At 71.1% G+C, this 20,094-nt stretch carries 11 protein-coding genes, 1 tRNA gene and 1 pseudogene; 3 read left to right on the forward strand and 10 right to left on the reverse strand.

The genetic code is table 11. The annotated features are described in order from the left end of the window. Positions 1-36 precede the first annotated feature (36 nt). The 5 genes from ESO89_RS00595 to ESO89_RS00615 are packed head-to-tail and all read right to left on the reverse strand — an operon-like array spanning position 37 to position 7,606. Positions 37-2,964 carry a hypothetical protein gene (locus tag ESO89_RS00595; protein ID WP_206731710.1) on the reverse strand — a complete coding sequence of 976 codons (2,928 nt, stop codon included), beginning with the start codon at positions 2,962-2,964 and terminating at the stop codon, positions 37-39. After that, positions 2,948-4,720 carry an ATP-binding protein gene (locus ESO89_RS00600; RefSeq protein ID WP_128903754.1) on the reverse strand — a complete coding sequence of 591 codons (1,773 nt, stop codon included), beginning with the start codon at positions 4,718-4,720 and terminating at the stop codon, positions 2,948-2,950. The genes ESO89_RS00595 and ESO89_RS00600 overlap by 17 nt, the downstream gene beginning before the upstream one ends. Further along, positions 4,713-5,414: a hypothetical protein gene (locus tag ESO89_RS00605; RefSeq protein ID WP_128903755.1), complete on the reverse strand. Its 702-nt coding sequence runs from the start codon at positions 5,412-5,414 to the stop codon at positions 4,713-4,715. The genes ESO89_RS00600 and ESO89_RS00605 overlap by 8 nt, the downstream gene beginning before the upstream one ends. A 1-nt stretch (position 5,415) precedes the next feature. After that, entirely contained in the window at positions 5,416-6,465 is a 1,050-nt protein-coding gene (locus tag ESO89_RS00610; protein ID WP_128903756.1) for a hypothetical protein, read from the reverse strand. Between the two features lie 22 nt (positions 6,466-6,487). Then, a complete protein-coding gene (locus tag ESO89_RS00615) occupies positions 6,488-7,606 on the reverse strand; it encodes a hypothetical protein (protein WP_128903757.1) in 1,119 nt (372 codons plus the stop codon). A gap of 722 nt (positions 7,607-8,328) precedes the next feature. On the opposite strand from ESO89_RS00615, the gene ESO89_RS00620 reads away from it, so the two are divergent. Continuing rightward, complete coding sequence (locus ESO89_RS00620; protein WP_128903758.1) at positions 8,329-10,275, forward strand: archaea-specific SMC-related protein; 1,947 nt, start codon at positions 8,329-8,331, stop codon at positions 10,273-10,275. A 1,088-nt stretch (positions 10,276-11,363) separates the two neighbouring features. Then, entirely contained in the window at positions 11,364-11,990 is a 627-nt protein-coding gene (rdfA, locus tag ESO89_RS00625) for a rod-determining factor RdfA (protein WP_128903759.1), read from the forward strand. Positions 11,991-12,105: 115 nt separating this feature from the next. On the opposite strand, the gene ESO89_RS00630 is transcribed toward rdfA, so the two are convergent. From ESO89_RS00630 to ESO89_RS00650, 5 genes and pseudogenes are all read right to left on the reverse strand, one after another. Further along, positions 12,106-15,669, reverse strand: a complete 3,564-nt coding sequence (locus tag ESO89_RS00630) for a UvrD-helicase domain-containing protein (protein WP_128903760.1) — start codon at positions 15,667-15,669, stop codon at positions 12,106-12,108. Further along, on the reverse strand, positions 15,666-17,027 hold the full coding sequence (locus ESO89_RS00635) for a PD-(D/E)XK nuclease family protein (protein ID WP_128903761.1): 1,362 nt from the start codon (positions 17,025-17,027) through the stop codon (positions 15,666-15,668). The genes ESO89_RS00630 and ESO89_RS00635 overlap by 4 nt, the downstream gene beginning before the upstream one ends. Continuing rightward, positions 17,024-17,848, reverse strand: coding sequence for a hypothetical protein (locus tag ESO89_RS18850; RefSeq protein ID WP_241686082.1), 825 nt, complete (start codon positions 17,846-17,848; stop codon positions 17,024-17,026). Before ESO89_RS18850 ends, ESO89_RS00635 begins: the two co-directional genes overlap by 4 nt. Before the next feature lie 229 nt (positions 17,849-18,077). Next, positions 18,078-18,152: transfer RNA gene (locus ESO89_RS00645), tRNA-Glu, on the reverse strand. A 132-nt stretch (positions 18,153-18,284) separates the two neighbouring features. Further along, positions 18,285-18,680, reverse strand: a pseudogene (locus ESO89_RS00650) (M42 family peptidase); the annotation flags it as partial. A gap of 155 nt (positions 18,681-18,835) precedes the next feature. Between ESO89_RS00650 and ESO89_RS00655 the strand changes: the two are divergent. Continuing rightward, positions 18,836-20,002, forward strand: coding sequence for a zinc-dependent metalloprotease (locus tag ESO89_RS00655; protein WP_128903762.1), 1,167 nt, complete (start codon positions 18,836-18,838; stop codon positions 20,000-20,002). The last annotated feature ends 92 nt before the right edge of the window (positions 20,003-20,094 follow it).

Below are 20,094 nucleotides of genomic sequence, written 5' to 3' on the forward strand. Positions count from 1 at the left end.
CCGTTTTGTTTTCGGCTGACCGCCTTCGCAACGCGGTCAGTCCTCGCTCCGCGGCGGCGTCGAGAGCCGCGACGGAAGGTCGGGGGACGGGATCGCCGCGTCGGTTCGGTCGAGCGACCACGCGTCGAGGTGGTCGTCGGTCCACGCGGCCTCGTCGTCGACGGCGGTGCCGGAGGCGATGGCGACGTACTCCCGTTCGGTCCCGTCAACCGCGTACGAGACCGTGACCTCGAAGCCCGGCTCCGCGTGCCCGGACTCGAGGTCGACGTAGTGTTCGATCCGGTCGCCGGGCTCGACGCGCTCGCGGCGGGCGGGAGAGTAGAACATCGAGTCGATCGGGTCGCCGTCGGCGACCACCGAGACGTCGGTCAGGGGCTCGTCGCCGTCGTTCTCGAACGCGAGCACGACGGAGCTGTACTCGCCGGCGACCTGCGTGTCCGGGCTGATCCCGGGCGTCAGCGCCGACTCTCCGCCGGCGCCGCCTCCCGTCGCACCGCCTCCCGATCCGTCGCCGTCGGCCGCCGCCAACACGTCGATCCGACGCTCCTCGCCGTCCGACTCGATCCAGAAGGAGACGGGGACGGCGTCGCCGGGCGCCGGTCGCTTGTCAATCGTTGTCGAGACGGTCGCGCTCGCGCCGGCGTCTACCGCGGTCGAGAGCGACGCCCGGCCGCCGTCCGGTCCGGGGTCGACGCCGGTCACGCGACACTCCCGATCGGTGCCGTTCTCGAACGCGGCCGCGAGCGTCCCGTCGGTCGGATCGACCGTCGCCAGCACGCCGACCGCCTCGTCGGCGACCGGAAGCCGTTCGGCGTCGACCTCGCCGACGACCGACCCGTCGGCCTCGATCGTCACCGACGGGAGCGCGAGTTCGCCGCCCTCGCCCGCGGCGACGAACCGGTCCACCGATGCGGTCCCGTCCCGTTCGAGACGGCCGAGATCGACTCGCTCTCCGTCATCGAGAACAATTTCGACCGACTCGACCGGTTCGCCCTCGTTCTCGGCGACGATCCGGTCGCGGACGGCGCGGCCGATCCCGGGCGCGCGCTCCGGGGCGTTCCGCGTCGCCGACAGGGACGGTCCGCTCTCGGGTCGGTTCGACGACCCGTCCTCGGATCGGCTCGACGACCCGTCCTCCGTCCGGTCTCCGACCGAGGACCCCGTTCGGTCGTCGCCCGCGGCTTCCCCCGAATCACGGCTCGAAGCGCTCTCCCGGTCCGTCGCCGACGAGGATGACGCGCCGGCGGTCGTCGACTCGGTCGAGTCTGCCGACCGATTCGATCGCCCCGTCTCGCGGGACGACCGCGACCGGTCGGGGTCGGGACCGCCGGTCGCCGAGGGCGTCGTGAACGTCCCGTTCCCGGGGATTCGGAGGCGTTCCTCGGCGTCAAGCGCATCGAGCGCGATCCGTGCGACCCCCGACTCGTACTGCGGGACGAGGAGCAGTAGCTCGCCGCTGTCGATGGTGACGGGGGACCGCACCCGCCCGGCACCCGGCATCTCCACTACGAGCCGGTCGGAGACCGGGACGCCGTCGTGGACCGCGACGGTCGTCCGCAGCGCGTCGCGCTCCACCGCCGCGTCGATCGTCGGCAGCGGCGGGAGCGTACATGTGGGCGCGTACTCCCGGCGGCGGTCGCCGCGCTCCACTTCGAGCCCGACCGAGACCCGCCTGTCGGGCTCGTAGGGCCGGGTGATCGTTCCTTCCCACGCGTCACCGGGTGCGACGGCCCTCGTCTCGGTGCCGGCCTCCAGCAGCCGGACCGCGTCGAGGGGGACGCCCCCGACGTTCTCGACGGTCACCGCGATCTCGGCGACGCCGTCGTCGATCGCCGTCGGGCGCAGCACCGTCTCGACCGCCAGCCCGCCGCTCGCCGCGTCTTCGACCTCGACGGTCCCGCGCCCGGCCTCGTCGCCGTCGACCGCGACCGTCACGTCCGCCTCTCCCTCTCGCCGCACCGACGCGACGGGGAAGTCGGCGACGCTCGCGTCCTCGCCCTCGATCGTCACCGTGCGCTCGGCGGGCGAGAGCGAACACCCCTCCACGTCGGCCGCGAGTTCGACCGTCCGCTCCGCCTCGGTCGGGTTCGACGCCGCGACGTCGACCGTCCCCCCGACCCCGACGGAGTCGGTGAGCAGCTCCACGTCGACCCGGTCGCGGTCGGGGGCGTACGTCGCGATCGTCCCGTCGCGCACCGAGCAGACGACCGCCCCGTCGCCGGTCGCGTACACGTCGCCGGTCGGAAGATCGGGGACCGCCTCCGTCGTCCCGTCGGACCCCACGTCGAGCACGCCGTCGGCCGCGCTGACGAGCACCGACTCCTCGCCGACCGGCGCGACCTGTCCGGCGTCGAGCTCCGTGCGCCACCGGTCCTCGCCGCTCCCGCGGTCGAGGCCGACGAGGCGGTCGCTCTGGAGCGCCGCGACCACCGTGCCGCCGCAGGCGCCGATGCTCCGAACGACCGCAGAGAGGTCGCGATCGAACGCGACCTCGCCGTCCCCGTCGACCGCGGTGAGGAACGACCACGTCGCGATCACGAAGCCGGTCGGCGTCGCGACGAAGGCGTCGTCCGGCGTTCCGGGGCGGGTCCGGTCGACCGCGAACCGCTCGCGGCCGCCCGCGACCGCGACGAACCGGAGCCCCTCGGCGTCGAGGACACCGCAGCACTCCCGGGACTCGGCGCCGGCCACGGCGTACGCGTCGCCCGCATCGTGGCTCCACACCCGATCGCCGTCGAGGGAGTACGCCGTGAGCGTCTCCGGCGAGAGGACGAGCAGTCGGTCCGCGACCGCCAGATCGACGACCGGCTCGCCGTGGTCGATCGCGGTCCGATCCCGTCCGGAGACCACCGTCACGCCGTCGCCGAGGCCGAACGCGATCGCCTCGCGGCCGACCCCGACCGCCGACGGGGCGTCGCTCTCGAAGGAGCCGACCTGCCGGTAGCCGTCAGTCACAGCGGTCACCACCGATCTCCGCCTCGGGGGCGCTTCCGGGGGCGGGCTCGCTCTCAGCGCCCCCGTCACCGGGAGTCAGCCCATCGTCGTCCCTGTCGTCTCCGCCGCCGTTGGCCCCCTTCTCGCCGCCTCCGCCGTCGCCGTTCTCTCCTCCCTCGCCGCCTCCGCCGTCGGCCGCCCCGTCGCCTCCGCCGTCGGCCGCCCCGTCGCCGCCGAACAGTTGTTCGAGCGACGAGGGTTCGTTGCCCAGTTGCATGTCCAGTCGCTCGGCCTGATCCTCGACGTACCGCCGCAGCTCCGGGTACCCTTCGAGGTCGTCGATCTGAGTCCGAACGCTGGCGACGTACTGTCGGACGGTCTTGGGATCGGTCTCCGCGAGCCGGTCCGCGAAGTAGTCGGTCGTCGGTTCGATCGGCTCCCGATCCGGGAGGTGGACGCTCTCGACGAACTCGCGCTGGAGCTCGCTGCCCAGCACGCGGTCGGCGATCTCCGCGGGCGTGTACCCGGTCGAGAGCTCGCCGAGCCGGTCGTAGTCGAGGCCGTCGGTGCCGTGCATCGACGCGAGGTGTTTCCGCCACACCTGCGCCATCACCTCCGTCTTCGGCTGCGGGATGAACTGCTGGATCGGGAACCGACGGGTCGCCGCCGGATCGATGGTGAACGGCATGTTCGTCGCGCCGATCACCAGCAGGTTGTCCTCGATCTCGTTCATCTCCTGAAGGAACGCGTTGGTCAGCGAGCGCTCGTGGCGCTGGAGCGAGTCGTCTCCCCGGTCGGGGATCAGCGTGTCGACCTCGTCGAAGAAGAGGACGGCGAATCCCTCCTGTGCGATCCCGTGTGCCTTCTCGAAGATCGCCTCCACGCGCTTCTCCGACTCCCCGGAGTACTTCGAGAGCACGTCGCTGCCCTTGATCTCGAGGAACTTCACCTCGCCGTAGCTCTCCTCGATGTTCGAGTTGTACTTCGCCTCGTAGGCGATCGCCTCCGAGACGAGCGTCTTCCCGCAGCCGGGCGGGCCGTACAGCAGCATGCTGTTGCCGCGCGAGGCGAACTCGTCGCCGTAGCGCTCGACGACCTCGTCGCGCACGTCGGGGTCGAACAGCGCGAGCAGGTTCTCCGCCGTGCGTTTCACCTCCGGCAGCCCGGCGACGTCCTCCTCGAAGCTGACCGTCGGCTTCTTCGGTTCGAGCGACACCTGTACCTCGTCGTCGCCGTCGCCGCCCTCCTCGCTCGGGGGGCCGTGGTTGGCGACCGGCTTCGTCGCCCGGATCTCCCGGAGCTCGCCGGCGTCGATGAACTCCAGCTCCGTCTCCGGCGTCACCCGCAGGGTCGTGTACCCCGTCGGCTCCATCGCCGCCACCTCGAACGTCGCGAGCCCGTCGCCGTTCGGGACGACCTCCTCTATCGGGTGGAGGAGGTAGTCGTTCTCCCTGAGGAACGGGCCGAGCTCGTCGGGGGCGACCTCGCTCGTGTGGATCTTCGCGGACTCGCACTCGACGACGTCGCGTTTCCCCGCGTCCGGGTCGACGAGGAAGTCGGCGCCGCGATCGATCCCGCCGAACACCGTCTTGACGTTTTGGTGCATCCGGACCTTGTTGCCGATCCCGTCGACGATGGAGTCGTCGACCGGTTCCACGTAGAAGAACGCCCGCCTGTCGTTGTGGCGGATCTCGACGGTGTTGGTGCTCGGACCGACCTTCTTGGCGCCGATCCTGATCCGAGACGTGGGCTGGTCTTGCTTCAGAATTGGTGTCAGATTAAGCATCGTTGTCGCTCCGTAGCTGCGTCGTGGCCGTCTCGATCGTCGACAGGAGCTCCCGCTGGCTGTGGTCCGTCCGGTCGCGGACGTACCGCGCGTCCGCGTCGGCCCGCCGGACGACCCGGGCGAGGGTCCCGAGCATCTCCACGACCGCCCGGCAGCCGGTCGCGAGGGCTCCGTCGGTCCCCGACGCCGCCACGCGCCGGGCGACGCGCTCGAAGTCCTCGCGAACGCCGTCGAGGCGGGCGAGTAGCGCCTCGATGACCGGCGCCCAGTTGCGCGCGTACGGCCCGGTCGTCGAGAGCGGGACGACCACGCGTGAGTCGACCGTCTCGAACCGCTCGTCGCCGCCGAGACCGTCGACGACCGCCGAGTCGAGCCGATCGAGCGCCGCGCTCCCGCGCTCGTAGCTGGCGTCGAGGACGCTGGCGACGAGCGCGTCGCTCGCCCTCGTTCCGCCGTCGGTGCGGGGGCCGTCAGCGCCGCCTCCGCGGGGGCCGTCAGCGTCGTCCCCGCGGGCCTCGACGCGCGGCGGGAACGGGGCCGCCGCGCGCAGAAGCTCGGCGAGATCGACGAGCGCGTCGATCGCGACGTCGACGCGGCGCAGGGGCTCCGGGCCGGAGAGCGTCCGCATCGCGAGAAGCCGGGTCCCTTGTTCGTCGACCCGTCGGAGCCCGTACAGCAGCGAGTCGGCGCGCATCCTACGACATCTCGAGACCCGTCGTCTCCGTCTCGCTTTGCGTCTCCTCGCCCGCCGTCTGCTGTGCGGCCTCGCCCACGCTCTCGATGTCACCGAGCACGTCGTCGACCATGGAGGCGACCTCGTGGTCCGCCGTCTCCTCGATGGTCTCCTCGATGCCGCCGACGCCCGCGAGCTGCGTCGTCAGCTCGCCCATGTTGTCGACGATGTTCATCGCCTCGTCGGGGAACGTCTGCTTTTTGAGCGCCTGCGTCCGGACTTGCTCCCGCTTGTTTCCGAGCGTCGTCTTCGCCGACTTCAGCATCTCGATGTTGTCGGCGAGCCGGTCGGCCCCGCTTTCGACCTTCTCGGCGAGGTTCTGCTGGTCCGCCTCCTTCATCTTCTTGTGGTAGACGAGCTTGCGCTTGAGCTGGCGGAACCGCTCGCGCTCCTCCTCTGGAAGCTCCGCCGGGTCCTGCGGGACGCCGGCGCCGTCCCCCAGGCTCTTCAGCTCCTGTGCGGTCTCCGCGAGGTGTTCGTCGATCTGTCCAGACTTCTGTTCGATCCCGTCCATCCGGCTTTCGAGCTTCTCTTTGGCCCCGTTGACCCGATCGATCGTCTCCGAGATCTTCTCGACGCAGGCGTCGATCGCCGCGGCCCAGTTGAGGATCATCCGGCCGTTGATCTCGTCGGGGTTCTCGCTGGGGTTCCGGAGCATCACCACCTGCCCGCCCTCCCGTTCCAAGATGTCCTCGGACGCGAAGAACTCGAGCAGCGCCTCGGCCTGCTGTTCGCTGGTGACGATGTCGCCCTCCTCGTCGCTCGCCGAGGCGAGCGTCTCGATGGCCTGTCGTCGGTCGATCCGGCCGTTCCCCTCCTTGAGCTCCATCGAGCCGAGCAGGTCGGTCTTGATGATCGCCCGGATCGCGCGCTCCCACTCGCCCTCGATGTCGTCCCCCTCGATCCAGCGGGCTTCGAGCCGCACCGGGTCGTCGGTCTGGTTGAGGGGGTCGGCGATCACGTACTCCTGTCCGTCGCTTTCGATCCGTTCGAATTCGTATTTCTGGGGCATCGTTGGGTGTCTTGTCGTCGCGTCACTCGGCCATTCCGCCGAACTCTTCCTCGTTGACGAGGCTCCGGTATCGCTCGCGTACCGCGTCCCTGACGTGTTCGTTCACGGGGGTCGCGCTACTTACCTGTAACTCCTCAACGTGGTCTTCCGCCAGCTCGACCCATTCGGGGAGCGTCCCCGGGAGCTGGTCGGCCTCGGCCTTGACATCGGTGAGAATCCGCCGGGCGTGGTCGTCGGCCACGGCGTCGAACGGCTCGACCGCCTCGACCATCTCGCGGCCCGCGTCGAGCCCGATCCGGTCGATCAGCGTCTCCTTGGTCCCGTCGAGGATCTCCGTCCGGACGCTCCGCGCCTTCGAGAGGACGTCGAACCGGGCGTCGATCTCGTTTTCGACGACCTGCTGGAACTCGGCGGTCCGGAGCACGTAGCTCGACTCCTCGAACTCCGCTTCGACCGCCTCCTCGATCTCGTCCGCGAGGAACTCCGCGTACTCGTCTATCGCCTCCTCGACGAGGTACTCGCCGTCGAGGTCGACGATGTACCCCTCTCGGTCGAGATACCGGATCACGTCCGAGGTGGCGTTCACGTCGATGACGCTCTCGAGGTCGCTGTGGGCGATCTTCCCGTTCGACGCCTCGCGTTCGAGCCGCGCGTCGAGCCCCACGTCGTCGGCGTGCTCCTTGAGCTGCGTCCCGATGGTGTAGTAGTCGCGCTTGCCGGCGGTGATGCGGCGGAGGTAGTCGCGCTCGGTGAGCTCGTCGACGAAGAAATCGAGGTCGTCGATGGCCAGTGAGAACCGCGAGCGGAGCGTCTCGCCCGTGACGACGAGCCGCTGGCCGAAGACGTTCGTCAGCTCCCGCGTGATGTTCATGTTTCCCTTCACGCCGAAGGGGTCGACGTAGTACACCCCGTCGCGGAGCTGTTCGAGGTCGACGAACTCGTCGCCCGACATCTCCGAGAGCGCCTTCCGCATGTCGCTCGCGGCGAGCGACCCGGCATTGAGCGTCCCGACATCCGCGTTCTCGTAGCCGGACTTGATCTCCGACTTCTGGTCCGCGACGTACACGAACCCGTAGTTGTCTTGGGCGATATCTCGACAGACGTCCTCGAGGACGTCCGTGTCGACCGGCAGAATCGTCATTACCACATACGTGACAGGCTCCCATACTAAACCTTGCGAACACGACGATCGAGGCTCCGGTCGGGGATTCGGCCCGTCGTACGCGATCTCGCGCTTTCGTGCGCGGGCGTCCCGGTTCGGCTTCGACGCGGGACGTGAGAGGTCCCGTTCGACCGTCCGCACTCCGACGAAATATAACTTTCAAATACAGTCTTTACTTCTAATACTTATCGCCTCCTTCCGACTTGTCTCGATCGACGCTGTCGAGCGCAAGGCGCAGATCGATCCGACGCGATCGAGAGAAACGCCGATACAACGGCTGAAGGGGGGTTTGCCGGAGGTACTTCGAATATCTCGATTCTGTCTTAATTCATGGTGTCATTTCATTTACTGTCTGTTCATCTGTAGTTATATTTTATAGATATTAAAAAATTGTAGAGAATACTACGATCACTACCGCGCCTTCATCTCTTTCAACGACAGAACTGCCGAATTTCGGCGGGGTTCGGGGCAGACCGGTTCGGAGTGGCGATCGAAGCGGCGTCGTCGACCGGCGGTCCAGAATGTTTCTTCACTCTTAAAGTATACTCGACTTCTTCGATAAGAAGAACGTTTTCCGCGGCGGAACCGATCGATCGGAACCGGCGCCGGGCCGACGGACCGACGGATCGGTTCGGAGTCCCGGTGATCCGTTGGACGAAGGATAGATTTAACACCGCGAGTACCGTTCTCCGACCACATCGATGGCTCAGATCTCGAAACCTACCGTCCACGTCGATGTTCGAAACATCGGTGGCATCGACGAGGCGTCGGTGACGCTCTCCGACGGCGTCTCGATTTTGACCGGGCGAAACGCGACGAATCGGACCTCCTTCCTGCAGGCGCTGATGGCCGGACTCGGCAGCCGGCAGAGCTCGCTGAAGGGCGACGCCGAGGAGGGCGAGGTGACCCTCGAGCTCGGCGGCGAGACGTACACGCGGACGCTGCAGCGCCGCGGTGATTCCGTCGCGTTCGGCGGCGATCCGTACCTCGACGATCCGGAACTGGCCGACCTGTTCGCGTTCCTGCTGGAGAACAACGAGGCGCGGCGGGCGGTAGCACGCGGCGACGACCTCCGCGAGATCATCATGCGTCCGATCGACACCGACTCGATCGACGCCGAGATCCGCGAATGCAAGCGCGAACGCGACGAGTTGGAGTCCGAGATAGAAAAACTCGACAGCCTCGAACGCGACCTGCCCGACCTCGAAGCGGACCGCCGCGAGAAGGTCGAGGAGATCGAGGCGGCACAGGCGGAACTGGAGGCGGTCCGCGAGGAGCTCGACGAGCTCGACACCGGCGTCGAGGAGAGCCGGACGCGAAAACAGGAGATAGAGGAGGCGTTCCAGCGGGTTCGCGACGCTCGCTCCGACCTCGACGACCTCGAGTTCGACCTCGAAACGGAGCGTTCCACCCTCGCGGAGCTGGAGTCGGAGCGCGACGAGCTTCAGGGGACGGTCGCGGAGGCGGAGGACCCCGACGAGAACCCCGACCGCCTCGCCGGTCGTATCGACGAGCTGCGGCGCCGGAAGCGCTCGCTCGACGACGCGATCAGCGAGCTCGGCAGCGTCATCGGCTTCAACGAGGACATGATCGACGGGTCGGGGATCGACATCGACGAGGACGCGGTCGGCGCCGCGCCGGCCGACCGGAACGGCCCGACGGACGCGCTGACCGCGGGCGACCAGACGGTCTGTTGGACCTGCGGCTCCGAGGTCGAGACCGATCAGATCGAGGCGACCCTCGACCGCCTTCGCGAGCTCCGGTCCGACAAGCTCGACGAGCGCAACGAGGTCCGCGCGGAGATCCAGGAGCTCACCGACCGGCAGTCGGCGGTCCGCGAGGCGCAACGCGAGGTCGAGCGCGCCGAGGAGCGCCTCGACGCGGTCGAAGCGGAGATCGGGTCGACCGAGTCGCGAATCGCGGACCTCGAAGACCGGATCGAGTCGAAACGGGAGGCGATCGAGGAGCTGGAAGCCGAGACCGAGTCGATCGAGGTCGACGGCTACGACGAGGCGTTAGAGCTCCACCGCGAGGCGAACGGGATCGAGCTCCGGATCGAGCGGCTCGACGACGAGATCGACGACCTCGACGACGAGATCGAGGAGCGGGAGGCCGCGATCGAGCGCCGCGAGGACCTGAAGGCGGAGCGAGAGGAGCTCGCCGAGCGGCTGACGGAGCTACGGACGCGCGTCGACCGCATCGAGGAGAACGCCGTCGAGGAGTTCAACGAGCACATGGAGACGGTCCTCGACATCTTGGAGTACGAGAACCTCGACCGGATCTGGATCGAGCGCCGGGAGACGGAGGTCCGCGAGGGGCGTCGCAAGGTCACGCGGACCCGGTTCGACCTCCATATCGTCCGCTCGTCGCCCGACGGGACAGCCTACGAGGACACGGTCGACCACCTCTCGGAGAGCGAGCGGGAGGTGACGGGGCTCGTGTTCGCGCTCGCGGGGTACCTCGTCCACGACGTCTACGAGACGGTCCCGTTCGTCGTGCTGGACTCGCTCGAAGCGATCGACTCCCACCGGATCGCGCGTGTCGTCGACTACTTCCGGACCCACGCCGACTACCTCGTCGCCGCCCTCCTGCCCGAGGACGCCGCCGCCCTCCCCGACGAGTACGCCTACGTCGAACAGATCGACTGACCGTCGGGATATCGACGATCGGCCGCAAGTTCGGAGTCGGCACGCCCCCGATCACCGATTCGCGGATGCGTTCGAGAGGGCGAAGAAATTACACGACTATTGTTGTAATTCATACTCGGGTGCGAGGGCGAAACACGCGGTGTCGAGCGAGGGGCGCCACTCGGTGACGCGGAACGATGCCGACAGCCGCGGCTGAGAGCCTCGAACCGACCGGGTTCGACGACGGCCGATCCGTCCGGCTCCGCGACCGCGAGATCCGACGGGGTACGGTCGGGACAGTGCAACCCGAAGAGCATGCGATCGCGTTTATGTTATATCTGTCTAATATAATTCCCCTACACATCAATTATAGATACAATTTGTGGTGCGAATATATTCGGCGACAACCGCCGTCAACCGATCGCCCACAGTCGAGTGCGAAAGGCCGGGTCACGGTCCCTCGATGCCCGGCCCTTCGACGCCGCAGTCGACGAACGCTGTCGTCGGCGCGATCGTCGCGAAAGCCGTCGAACGTGGCTGTAACGGTATCGTCGCGGGAGCAGCGAGCGCTCTGCCGCCGGAAACGCGGCCGTGAGGCGAACGCGGAAGGCGAACGCGGAAGGCGAACGCGGAAGGCGAACGCGGAAGGCGAACGCGGAAGGCGAACGCGGATCACGACGCCGCGAGAGCGCCCGCGGTGCGCACGGAAGCGACGACACGGGCTCGGTTTCTCGCCCACGTCGACGGCGAAAGCGCGCGCAATCAGATGAACGCGTGGGGCGCGCGCGGAAGCGGCCTTCCCGCAGGTCGATCGGACCGCCCGGCGACCCGGTAATAACGGAGGGCCGATATATTAATCAATTTTCGTATGTTTTGCTAAATACACCAGATATTTTGAATATATTTCGAGGAGCGGATCGCGACGCGCCGTCGGGTGGAGATCGCACCTTCGATCGGCAGCGGAACGGAAGGGTGTGGGGGAGACGGAACGGAAAGCGCAGGGGAGACGGAACGGGAAGGTGCGTGAGGCGGTGCGGTTCGCGGCGACCCGGCGAGAGTCGGAGAGATCGCACCGGTATCTTTGTACCGACCACCCGCGAAATCGTGGTATGACCAGCGAGACGGACGGGTCGAACACGAAGGTCGGTCGCGTGATCGAGGAGCGCGGCCTCGACGGGATGGGCGCGACGCTGGAGGCGGCGTGGACCGGCGAGAGCGGCGAGCGGACGAGCCTGCGGGACCTCGCCGACGAGTTCAACGAGGCGGTGCTGGAGGCCGCCCTCCGCGAGGCCGGCGTCTCATCGCTCAACGTCGAGGTGGAGAGCACGTACGAGGCCCTGCGGAGCGACTCCGGGCCGGAGGCGACCCGGGCGCGGCGGCGCCTCGAGCGCGAGGGCGTCGACGTCGAGGAGCTGACGGGGGACTTCGTCACCCATCAGGCGGTCCACACGTACCTCACCCGAGAGCGGGAGGCGAGCCTCCCGGAGAGCGACGACGACCTCGCCGAGCGGAAGGTCGAGACGGTAGAGAAGCTTCAGGGGCGGGTCGCCGCGGTCACCGAGTCGGCGCTCGCGTCGCTGGCGAACGCGGACGAACTGGATCGGGACGGCTACGAGGTGCTCGTCGACGTGCGCGCGGTCTGTCCCGACTGCGGGACCGACACGCCGGTCGGCGAGCTGATCCGGCGCGGCGGCTGCGGCTGCACGGACGACGCCGGGTCCGGCACCGCCGACTGACGACGGAGCCGTCCCGGCCCTTCCGCTCCGCGTGCGAACGCGAGCCGCGGGGACGGGAACCGGGGGGACCGCGGAACCCTCACCGTGGGGCGGTCGGGGCCGAGTGGACCGGAGCTCACCGGCGGCGGTCCGCGAGCGCGCTCAGGCGCCGCTCGATGACGGACGGGGGTATCCGCCCGCGGACGGAGTCGCGGGCGACCCCGAACGTCTCGACGCTCCGGCGGACCGTCGCGGCGGGACCGAGCTGACGACGGACGACGTACGCGTACGCCCCCACTTGGAGGTCGTACCGCGACCGGGTCCGGTCGGGCGCGTCGGTGAGCGAGATCTTGATGTCCGTGACCTGCCACTCGCCGCCGCCCAGATCGAGGAGGAGGTCGGCCTCGCCGTGGATCTCGGCTTCGAGCCCGTCGGCGCTCACGAGGCCGCTGAGCTCGTGTTCGACGTAGGCCGCCTCGGCGGACCGCACGCGGTCCCAGAGCGTCGAGTCGACCAGGGGACCGGCGACGTACTCCGCGAAGAACGACTCGATGCCGGCGCGTTCCGCGTCCGAGACCGACCCGGCCCGATCGGACGCGACGCCGTCGATCGCCTCGGCGAGCGCGCGGGACACCGGGTCCGCGGTCGACCGGACCGCCGACGCGGACGCGTCGCCGACGAGCAGCCTCGTGACGGCCTCGTGGAGACAGGTCCCGATCGCGTCCGGGCCGAGCGCGTCGAAGGCGAGCGGCACCGACGACGCGACCGCGTCGGTCTCCGCGTGGATCGGCTCGTCGAGGAGGTGCCGCAGCGCGGTCCCGTCCGGGTCCTCCGTGAGCGGGTACACCGTGCTCGGGTCGAGGAACCGCGGGACCCACGGAGGGAGGGCATCCCGACGCGGCGGGACGACGCCGGCGCGGGGCGGCCGCGACGATCCGTCGCCCGGACGATCCGCGAAGAGGTCGACCCCGTTGACGGTCACGTCGGCGTCGGTGTCCGCGTCGACCCCCGCGGCGGCGTCCTCGACCCCGGAGCCGTCGGTCGGCGCGAACGCGTCTGAGAGCGACTCGAGCCAGCGGTCCCGCGGGCGCCGAGGCGCCGGGACCGCGTCCGGAAGGGAGACGAGGAGGTGTTCGCCGGCGCGGGAGAGCGCCACGTACAGCAGCCGCCACGACTCGGCGCGCGACTCGGCGGCGACCCGCCGCAGCCGGTCGGGGCCGAGGAGCCCGCTCCCGTCCGGGTCCCACCGCTCGGTCCCCCACCGAAGCCCGACGTCGCGGTACGGGAACGCCCGCCCCTCGGGGTCGTAGAGCCCGCCCTCGAACGGCGGCAGCGAGGGGGCGGCCGCCGCGTCCGCGTCCGTCGGGGGGGCGAGGCCGGCGACGTCGGCCTGCGCGACGAACCGCTTCGTCTGTACCCCGTGCCGCCATATTTCGGGCGCGGGGTCCGCGAGCGCGACCACCTCGTCCTCGTCGCCCTTCGCCGCGTGGATCGTCCGGAAGACTACGTCGTGGTCGGTGGTCGCCGCGTTCGGCCGCGTCGGTCCGCGCCGCGGCGCCTCACGGAACGGATCGAGGAGCGCGGTGAGCTCGCGCGGGCCGCACCGGTCGTCGCCCGTCCAGTCGGCGACGACCTCGGTGAGCGCGTCGAGGTCGGCGACCCGCTGCGCGGGCGACGCGTCGGGGAGGCGCCCGTACGGGTCCGCGCGGAGCGCGCACGCCTCGGCGATGTCCTCGACGTACACCGACGGCGGCACCGTCAGGAACCGGTCGCGACGGTCCCGGAGCGTCCGGAGGGCGGAGAGGAGTCGGCGGTCGCCGTCGTCAAGGTCGTTGCCGTCGTCGGGACCGTCGCCGCGCTCGGCGTCCTCGGACCGGGGGTCGTCGCTGGCGGAGGCTGCGGTCGCGTCGAGGTCGTACCCGTGACGGTCGAGGGCCGACCGGAGCCCGTCGACCGCCGCCGGGAAGTCCGTCAGGAGCGTCCGGGTGCGGTCCGGGTCGGCGGGGTCGCGGAGCCAGTCGCAGACCGCGAGGACGGCCTCGACGACCGGCCGGCCGAACAGGGGCTCGCTCGCGTTCAGGACCGAGAGCCCCTCCGCCTCGAAGGCCGCCTCGTAGTCGGCCATCCGCGTCCGGCGGCGGAACAGGACCGTGACCGACAGGGGCTCCCCGTCCGCGTCCGCGAAGGTGCCGTCGGCCAGCCCCCGCGCGACGTAGGTCGCGAGCGCGTTCGCCTCGCCGGACCGACCGTCGGGGTCGGTCCACGCGTCCGTCCCGGGCGGCCCCGACGGGGAGAACGCGGCGACGTGAACGTTCGAGTCCGCGACGGGGTCGCGCGCGGATTCGAGCCCGGGGAAGCCGGCGTCGAACTCGCTCAGTCCCCCGCGGGTCGGATCGGCGAAGGCCGGGGCGACGACGCGGTTGACCGCCGCCGCGACGTTCGGGCGGCACCGGTACGTCGTCGTGGCGGTCACGGAGACGTGGGTCTCCCACTCGATCCCGAAGTAGCGCCCCTCGTGGCAGGCGCGGGCGAACAGCGACGGGTCGGCGTGACGCCAGAGGTAGACGCTCTGGAGCGTGTCGCCGGCGGCGAAGACGCGCATCTCCGGGGAGACGATCTGCGCGAGCGCGTCGTGCTGGATCGCCGCCACGTCCTGCGCCTCGTCGACGACGACGCTCTCCAGCCGGGACCGGTACCGCTCGATCAGCCGCGCCCGGTGCGGCGTCGCGCCCGCCTCGGCGCCGATCCCCTCCGGGAGATCGCCGTCGAGGTAGCTCGCGACGAGGAACGCCACGTCCGTGTGGGCGGCCACCCCCGCGTCGCGGAGCGCCTCGCAGTACGCCCCGCGGTACGCGTCGAGGACGGCGCAGAACGACTCGATCGCGTCCCCCCACGCGTCCCGGAGCCGCCGGTCGGCCGCGGCGATCCGCTCCCGCTCGCCGTCCGGGACCGCCTCGGCGACCCGCGCGGCGGCGTCCTCGCCGGCGTACCCCGCGATCGCGGCCGCGATGTCGTCGAACGACTCGGTCGGCCCCTCCGGGTACGCCGCCGATCGCGTCCGGCGCAGCTCCGCCTCGAACGCCGCCGTCGACAGCCGGCGGTCGCGGCAGTAGCCGAGCGCCTCCCGGAGCATCTCGGCGACGCTCCGGTCGTACTCGCCCTCCGGGTAGGCGGCCTCCAGCCGCTCGACCCGGCGCGCGTGGGGGGACCGCGAGGAGACCGCCTCGTAGCAGTCCGCGTGGACCCGCGAGAGCAGCGCGTCGTTGCCGACGGTCGGCGTCTCGTCGAACCCGACCGCGGGGGCGATCTCCTCGAAGACGTCGCGGAGCAGCCCGTCGACGGTCCCGACCAGCGGGGCGCGGCGGACCCGTCCCGCGAGGTACTCGACCTCCGCGTCGGAGACCGCCGACGCCTCGGGGATCAGCCCGTGCTCGACCACCGTCCGGAGGTGGTCGCAGACCGAGGGAACGATGTCAGCCGCCTCGTCGGTGGTGAACGAGACGACGGCGACCGACTGCTCCGGCGTCCGGTCGCCGTCGACGTATCGCCGGAGCAGGTCCTCGGCCGCGATCCGGTGGGCGACGACCGACTTGCCGGCGCCGGCGACGCAGTTCATCGTGAAAAGCCCGGCGTCGCTGGCGGCGTACGCGTCCCGGACCTCCCGCTGCGCGCCGCGGAGCCGGATCGGCTCGTCGCTCATCGACGGTCCCCTCCGTCCCCGCCGCGCGCCCCGGCCGCGCCGCCGCTCCCGTCCCTCGTCCCGCTCTCTCCGTCCCTCGTCCCGCTCTCTCCGTCCTCCCCCTCGGGGAGCATCGCCGCGATCGGCGCCGGGAGCTCGTTGGCGGTGCCCGTGAGCCGCCGGCGCGCGTCGTCGGTCACGGCGTCGGTTTCGACGGCGGCGAGGTACGGAGAGGGGCGCCGCTCGTCGCCCTCTCGCGTCCGGGCGTGGCGCGTGGCGACGACGCCGCGGGTCGCGGCCCGCATCGCGTCGGCGAAGTGATCGCGGTCCCGCCCGTCGCCCCACGCGGTCCGCGGCGCGACGACGCCCGTGGAGCCGTCGCCGGCCAGCACGGCCTCGCGGAGCTCCGGTGGAACGACGCTCTCCGTCGGGCCGGGCCATTCCCCGTCGACGAGCCCGACGGCGATCACGTACGGCGTCGAGAGCCCCCAGACGTCGTTCGCCTCCATCACGTCGACGGCGGTGGCGTTCGAGTGCTCCCGCCGCCCCGGGCGCTGCGTCGCCAGCAGCCGACACAGCTCGCGGACGGCCTCCCACGACCGCGAGACCGACCCGTCGGCGAGCCGGTCTGCGTACTTCCGCTCGGCCCGCGAGGCGAGGGTCCGAAGCCGGTCCACCGCCCGGGCCTCCGTCTCCGTCTCCAGCAGCGCTGGCGAGTCGCGGTCCGCGGTCGCCGGGAGGCCGACCCGCCGGTAGGCGGCGATCACCTCGTCGAGGACGGCGCCGACCGCGTCCGGAGTCGGTTCCCCGACCGCGCGGTCCGCGGCCCACTCGACGTACGTCCGGACGCGCCCGTCGATCGCCGGGTCGGCTCCCTCGCCGTCGCGCGAGGCGACGGCGTCCCGCCAGTCCGGGATCGCCCGGGCGTCGGCCGGTAGCGCGCGAGCCGCGGCGCGGACCGCCGACGGCTCGACGGGCCACGACGCGTCCATCTCCGCCGCGTCCGTCTCCGCCGCGGGCGTCCACCGGTGCTCCAGCGGCCGGAGGAGCGTTTCCGGGTCGGCCCGGTCGGCGGCGAACGCCGCGCAAACCGCGTCGACGAGCGCGTACGGACGGGTTCGGGTCACACGCAGCTGCGTCCAGAACACGGGCGTCACGCCGTACCCGACGGCGGCCCGGAACAGCGGCTCCTCGTACGGATCGAGGTCGCGCGCGACGACCACCGCGTCGCGGACCGGGACCCCCCGGTCGCGGAGCGCGCTCACCGTCGCCATCGCCGCGCGGGCCTCGTCGCGGCGCGTCGCGGCGGCGATCTCGGCGATCGGGCACGCCGGTCCGTCGGGGGGCGCGGCGAGCGACAGCCGGTCGGGGGCGGTCACGGCGCCACCTCCCGACCCGGATCGGGGACGGAAAGCAGCTCCGGCAGGCGCGCGTCGAGGAACGCCCCGGTGCCGGGGCGGAAGTGGATCTCGACCGCGACCGCCGTCGACGCGAGGAGCGCGGACACCAGGTCGACGTACGGGGCCGAGAGGGCGCCCACGCCGACGATCGAGACGCGCTCGGCCTCGGGGAACGCCGCGTCCCACGCGTCGCCCCCGCTGCGGTCGATCCGCCGCGTCGCCCGGCGGAGGAGCGCCGTCGTCGAGACCGCCGCGCGCCCCCGGTCGCGGAGCGCCGCCTCGGCCCGGAGCGCCCCGTCGACGAGCCGCGCCGCGTCGCCGTCGATCGGGGCGTCGAGGCCGGTCGCCGCGTCTCGGAGCGCCTCCACCCGCACCGGGTGGTGGTTCGTCAGCGACTCGATCTCCGAGCGGACCCGCTCGGCCCGCCGCGCGCCGGCGTCGCCGCCGCCGACCAACAGCGACCGGAGCGCCGCCGGGAGGTCCGCCCCGTCGCGGGCGAGCGACCGGAGCAGCGAGAGGCGGTCGACCCGGTCGAGCGCGGCGGTCGACCCGTCGGCCGCCGCGACGACGGTGCGGCCGACCGACTCCGGGTCGGTGAACTCGAACGCCCCCTGCGGACGGGCCGCCTCCCGGAGCCGCCGCTGGAGGTTCCGGTGGTGGAGCTGGACGGGCGCCAAGACGAGTTCAGACGCTGAGGCGGCCCGCTCCGCGCGGTCGAGCAGGCGCGACTCCTCGGCGATACGGGTCGTCAGCCGCTCGGTGCCGGGCAGGTCGTCGAGCGCGCGCTGTGGGGGACACATCGAGGGTCGTGGGGTCGACCCTACGCGACCGGACGTATAAGGCTCCCGGCCGCGCGGCGGAAGTGATCACGGCCCGCCGCCGACAAATATCTGCTTGACGCTCCCGCGCGGCGGACGCTTCGGCGGAGATTCGACCCCGTCGAGACGCGCTCGCTCCGCTGCGCGCGACTCGCCGGCTCAACGTCACCAATACCCGTCCCGTTCGCTCACAAGAGTCCGCTCGCAGTGATGCTCCGGCGGGGATTTGAACCCCGGTCATTGCCTCGAGAAGGCAATATGATTGGCCGGACTACACTACCAGAGCGCGCGTCCGTTCGACGCAATTACGGGTACGGCAGGATATTGTAAAACAGTTCCGTTTCGACCCCGCCGTGCCCCGGTTTACCGTGGCCAATCGTCTCGCCGTCGCCGGCGTACCGCGTCGCTCACGTCGACCTCACACGTCGACGGCGAAGGGGGCGGCGTCGTCGGCGTCGTCGGCGTCGTCGGCGTCGTCGGCGAGGAGGTCGGCTACGGCGTCGTCGGCGAGGAGGTCGGCTACGGCGTCGAGGTCGCCGGTGTCGACCACCTCGACCGGCGTGTGCATGTAGCGGTTCGGGATCGAGACGTTGAGCGACGGGACGCCACCCCGGGCGGTGTAGAAGGCGTCGGCGTCGGTGCCGGTCCGGGAGCCCGCCGCCTGGAGCTGCACGTCGACATCGGCGGCGGCCGCGGCGTCACGAGCGAGGTCGACGAGGACGGGGTGGTTCGCGCTGCCGCGGGCGATCACGGGGCCGGCGCCGAGCGCGACCGGCCCCCGGTGCTCGCCGTCGACGTCGGGGCTGGCGGTGGCGAGCAGATCGTCGAGGAACGCCCTCTGTGAGTCGCGCATACGCGTGGCTGGCCCGGCGGCCGGCAAGAAACCGCCGATACCGGGGCGACGGAACGCTCCGAGGGAACCACCCTCGCCGACACAAGGGACTTGAGGCGCGCTCCCCTCCGTTCCGTATGGATATCCTCCGAAGCCTCCGGACGGTCTCCGAGGCCAGCGGGCCGGGCGTCGTCGACTGGGAGCGGGCCGCGGCGGCCGCGAAGGCGAGCACCGATCCGGGGTCGGTCGCGCTCACCGACGCGGAGCGGGCCGGGTACGCGGCCGACGTGCGCGACGCGCGCTCCCGGCTCCGCGAGGTCGCCGGGATCGAGTTCGACGTGCCCGACGCGATCGAAGTGCAGAACCGCCACCACTGGATCGACGCCAGCGTCGACACGTTCCGGAACGTGATGGCGCCGATCGAGGCGGCCGCGACCGGGCGTGAGGGGGAACCGGCCGCGACCGGGAGCGAGGGGGAACCGGCCGGGCGCGACGAGGAGGGGGCGACGGTCGGACCCGGCGACGGGCCGGTCGGCGGAATCGTCGAGCCGACCGGGGGACCCCTGGTCGCCTCGGCCGGCGACCTCACGCGGGGGTTCGCGCGGGACCTCTCGCGGATCGCCAACACCGGCTCGATGGCGTTCACGCTCGGCTTCCTCGCGCGCAACGTGCTCGGTCAGTACGACCCGCTCCTGTTGGCCGACGAGCCGGACGCCGACCACGGGCTCTACTTCGTCCACCCGAACATCGTCGCGGTCGCGGCGTCGCTCGACGTAGAGTTCCCGCGGTTCAGGCGGTGGATCGCCTTCCACGAGGTGACGCACGCGGCGGAGTTCGGCGCGGCGCCGTGGCTCCCCGAGTACCTCGAATCGTGGGTCGAGCGCGGGATCGAGGGGCTCACCGAGGGCGAACTCACCGGCGACGGCGGCGGACTGACCGCGGGCGGACTCCCGGTCGACGCCCTCGACACCGAACCGTTCGCGGAGCTGCAGGCGGCGATGACGGCGGTCGAGGGGTACGCCGAGGTGCTGATGGACCGCGCCTTCGACGGCGAGTACGCCGACCTCCGCCGGAAGCTCGACGAGCGCCGGGGCGGCGGCGGTCCGGTCCAGCGGCTCGCGCGCCGGCTCCTCGGGCTGGGACTGAAGCGCCGGCAGTACGAGCAGGGCGCCGCCTTCTTCCGCGAGGTCGCCGACGCCCGCGGGATCGAGGCGGCGGGAGCCGTCTGGGAGCGTCCCGAGAACCTCCCGACGCCCGCCGAACTCGACGATTCCGCGGCGTGGTTGGTCCGGGTCGATCCCTGAACGAGGCGGTGCGGTGGCGCGTGCCGACGAGCGCCCGGAGGGTGCGAGGTGCACGCGCGAGGGACGCGGCGACCGGAGGGAGCCGCGAGGCT

It is taken from the genome of Halorubrum amylolyticum (genome assembly GCF_004114995.1).
Lineage (GTDB): Archaea > Halobacteriota > Halobacteria > Halobacteriales > Haloferacaceae > Halorubrum > Halorubrum amylolyticum.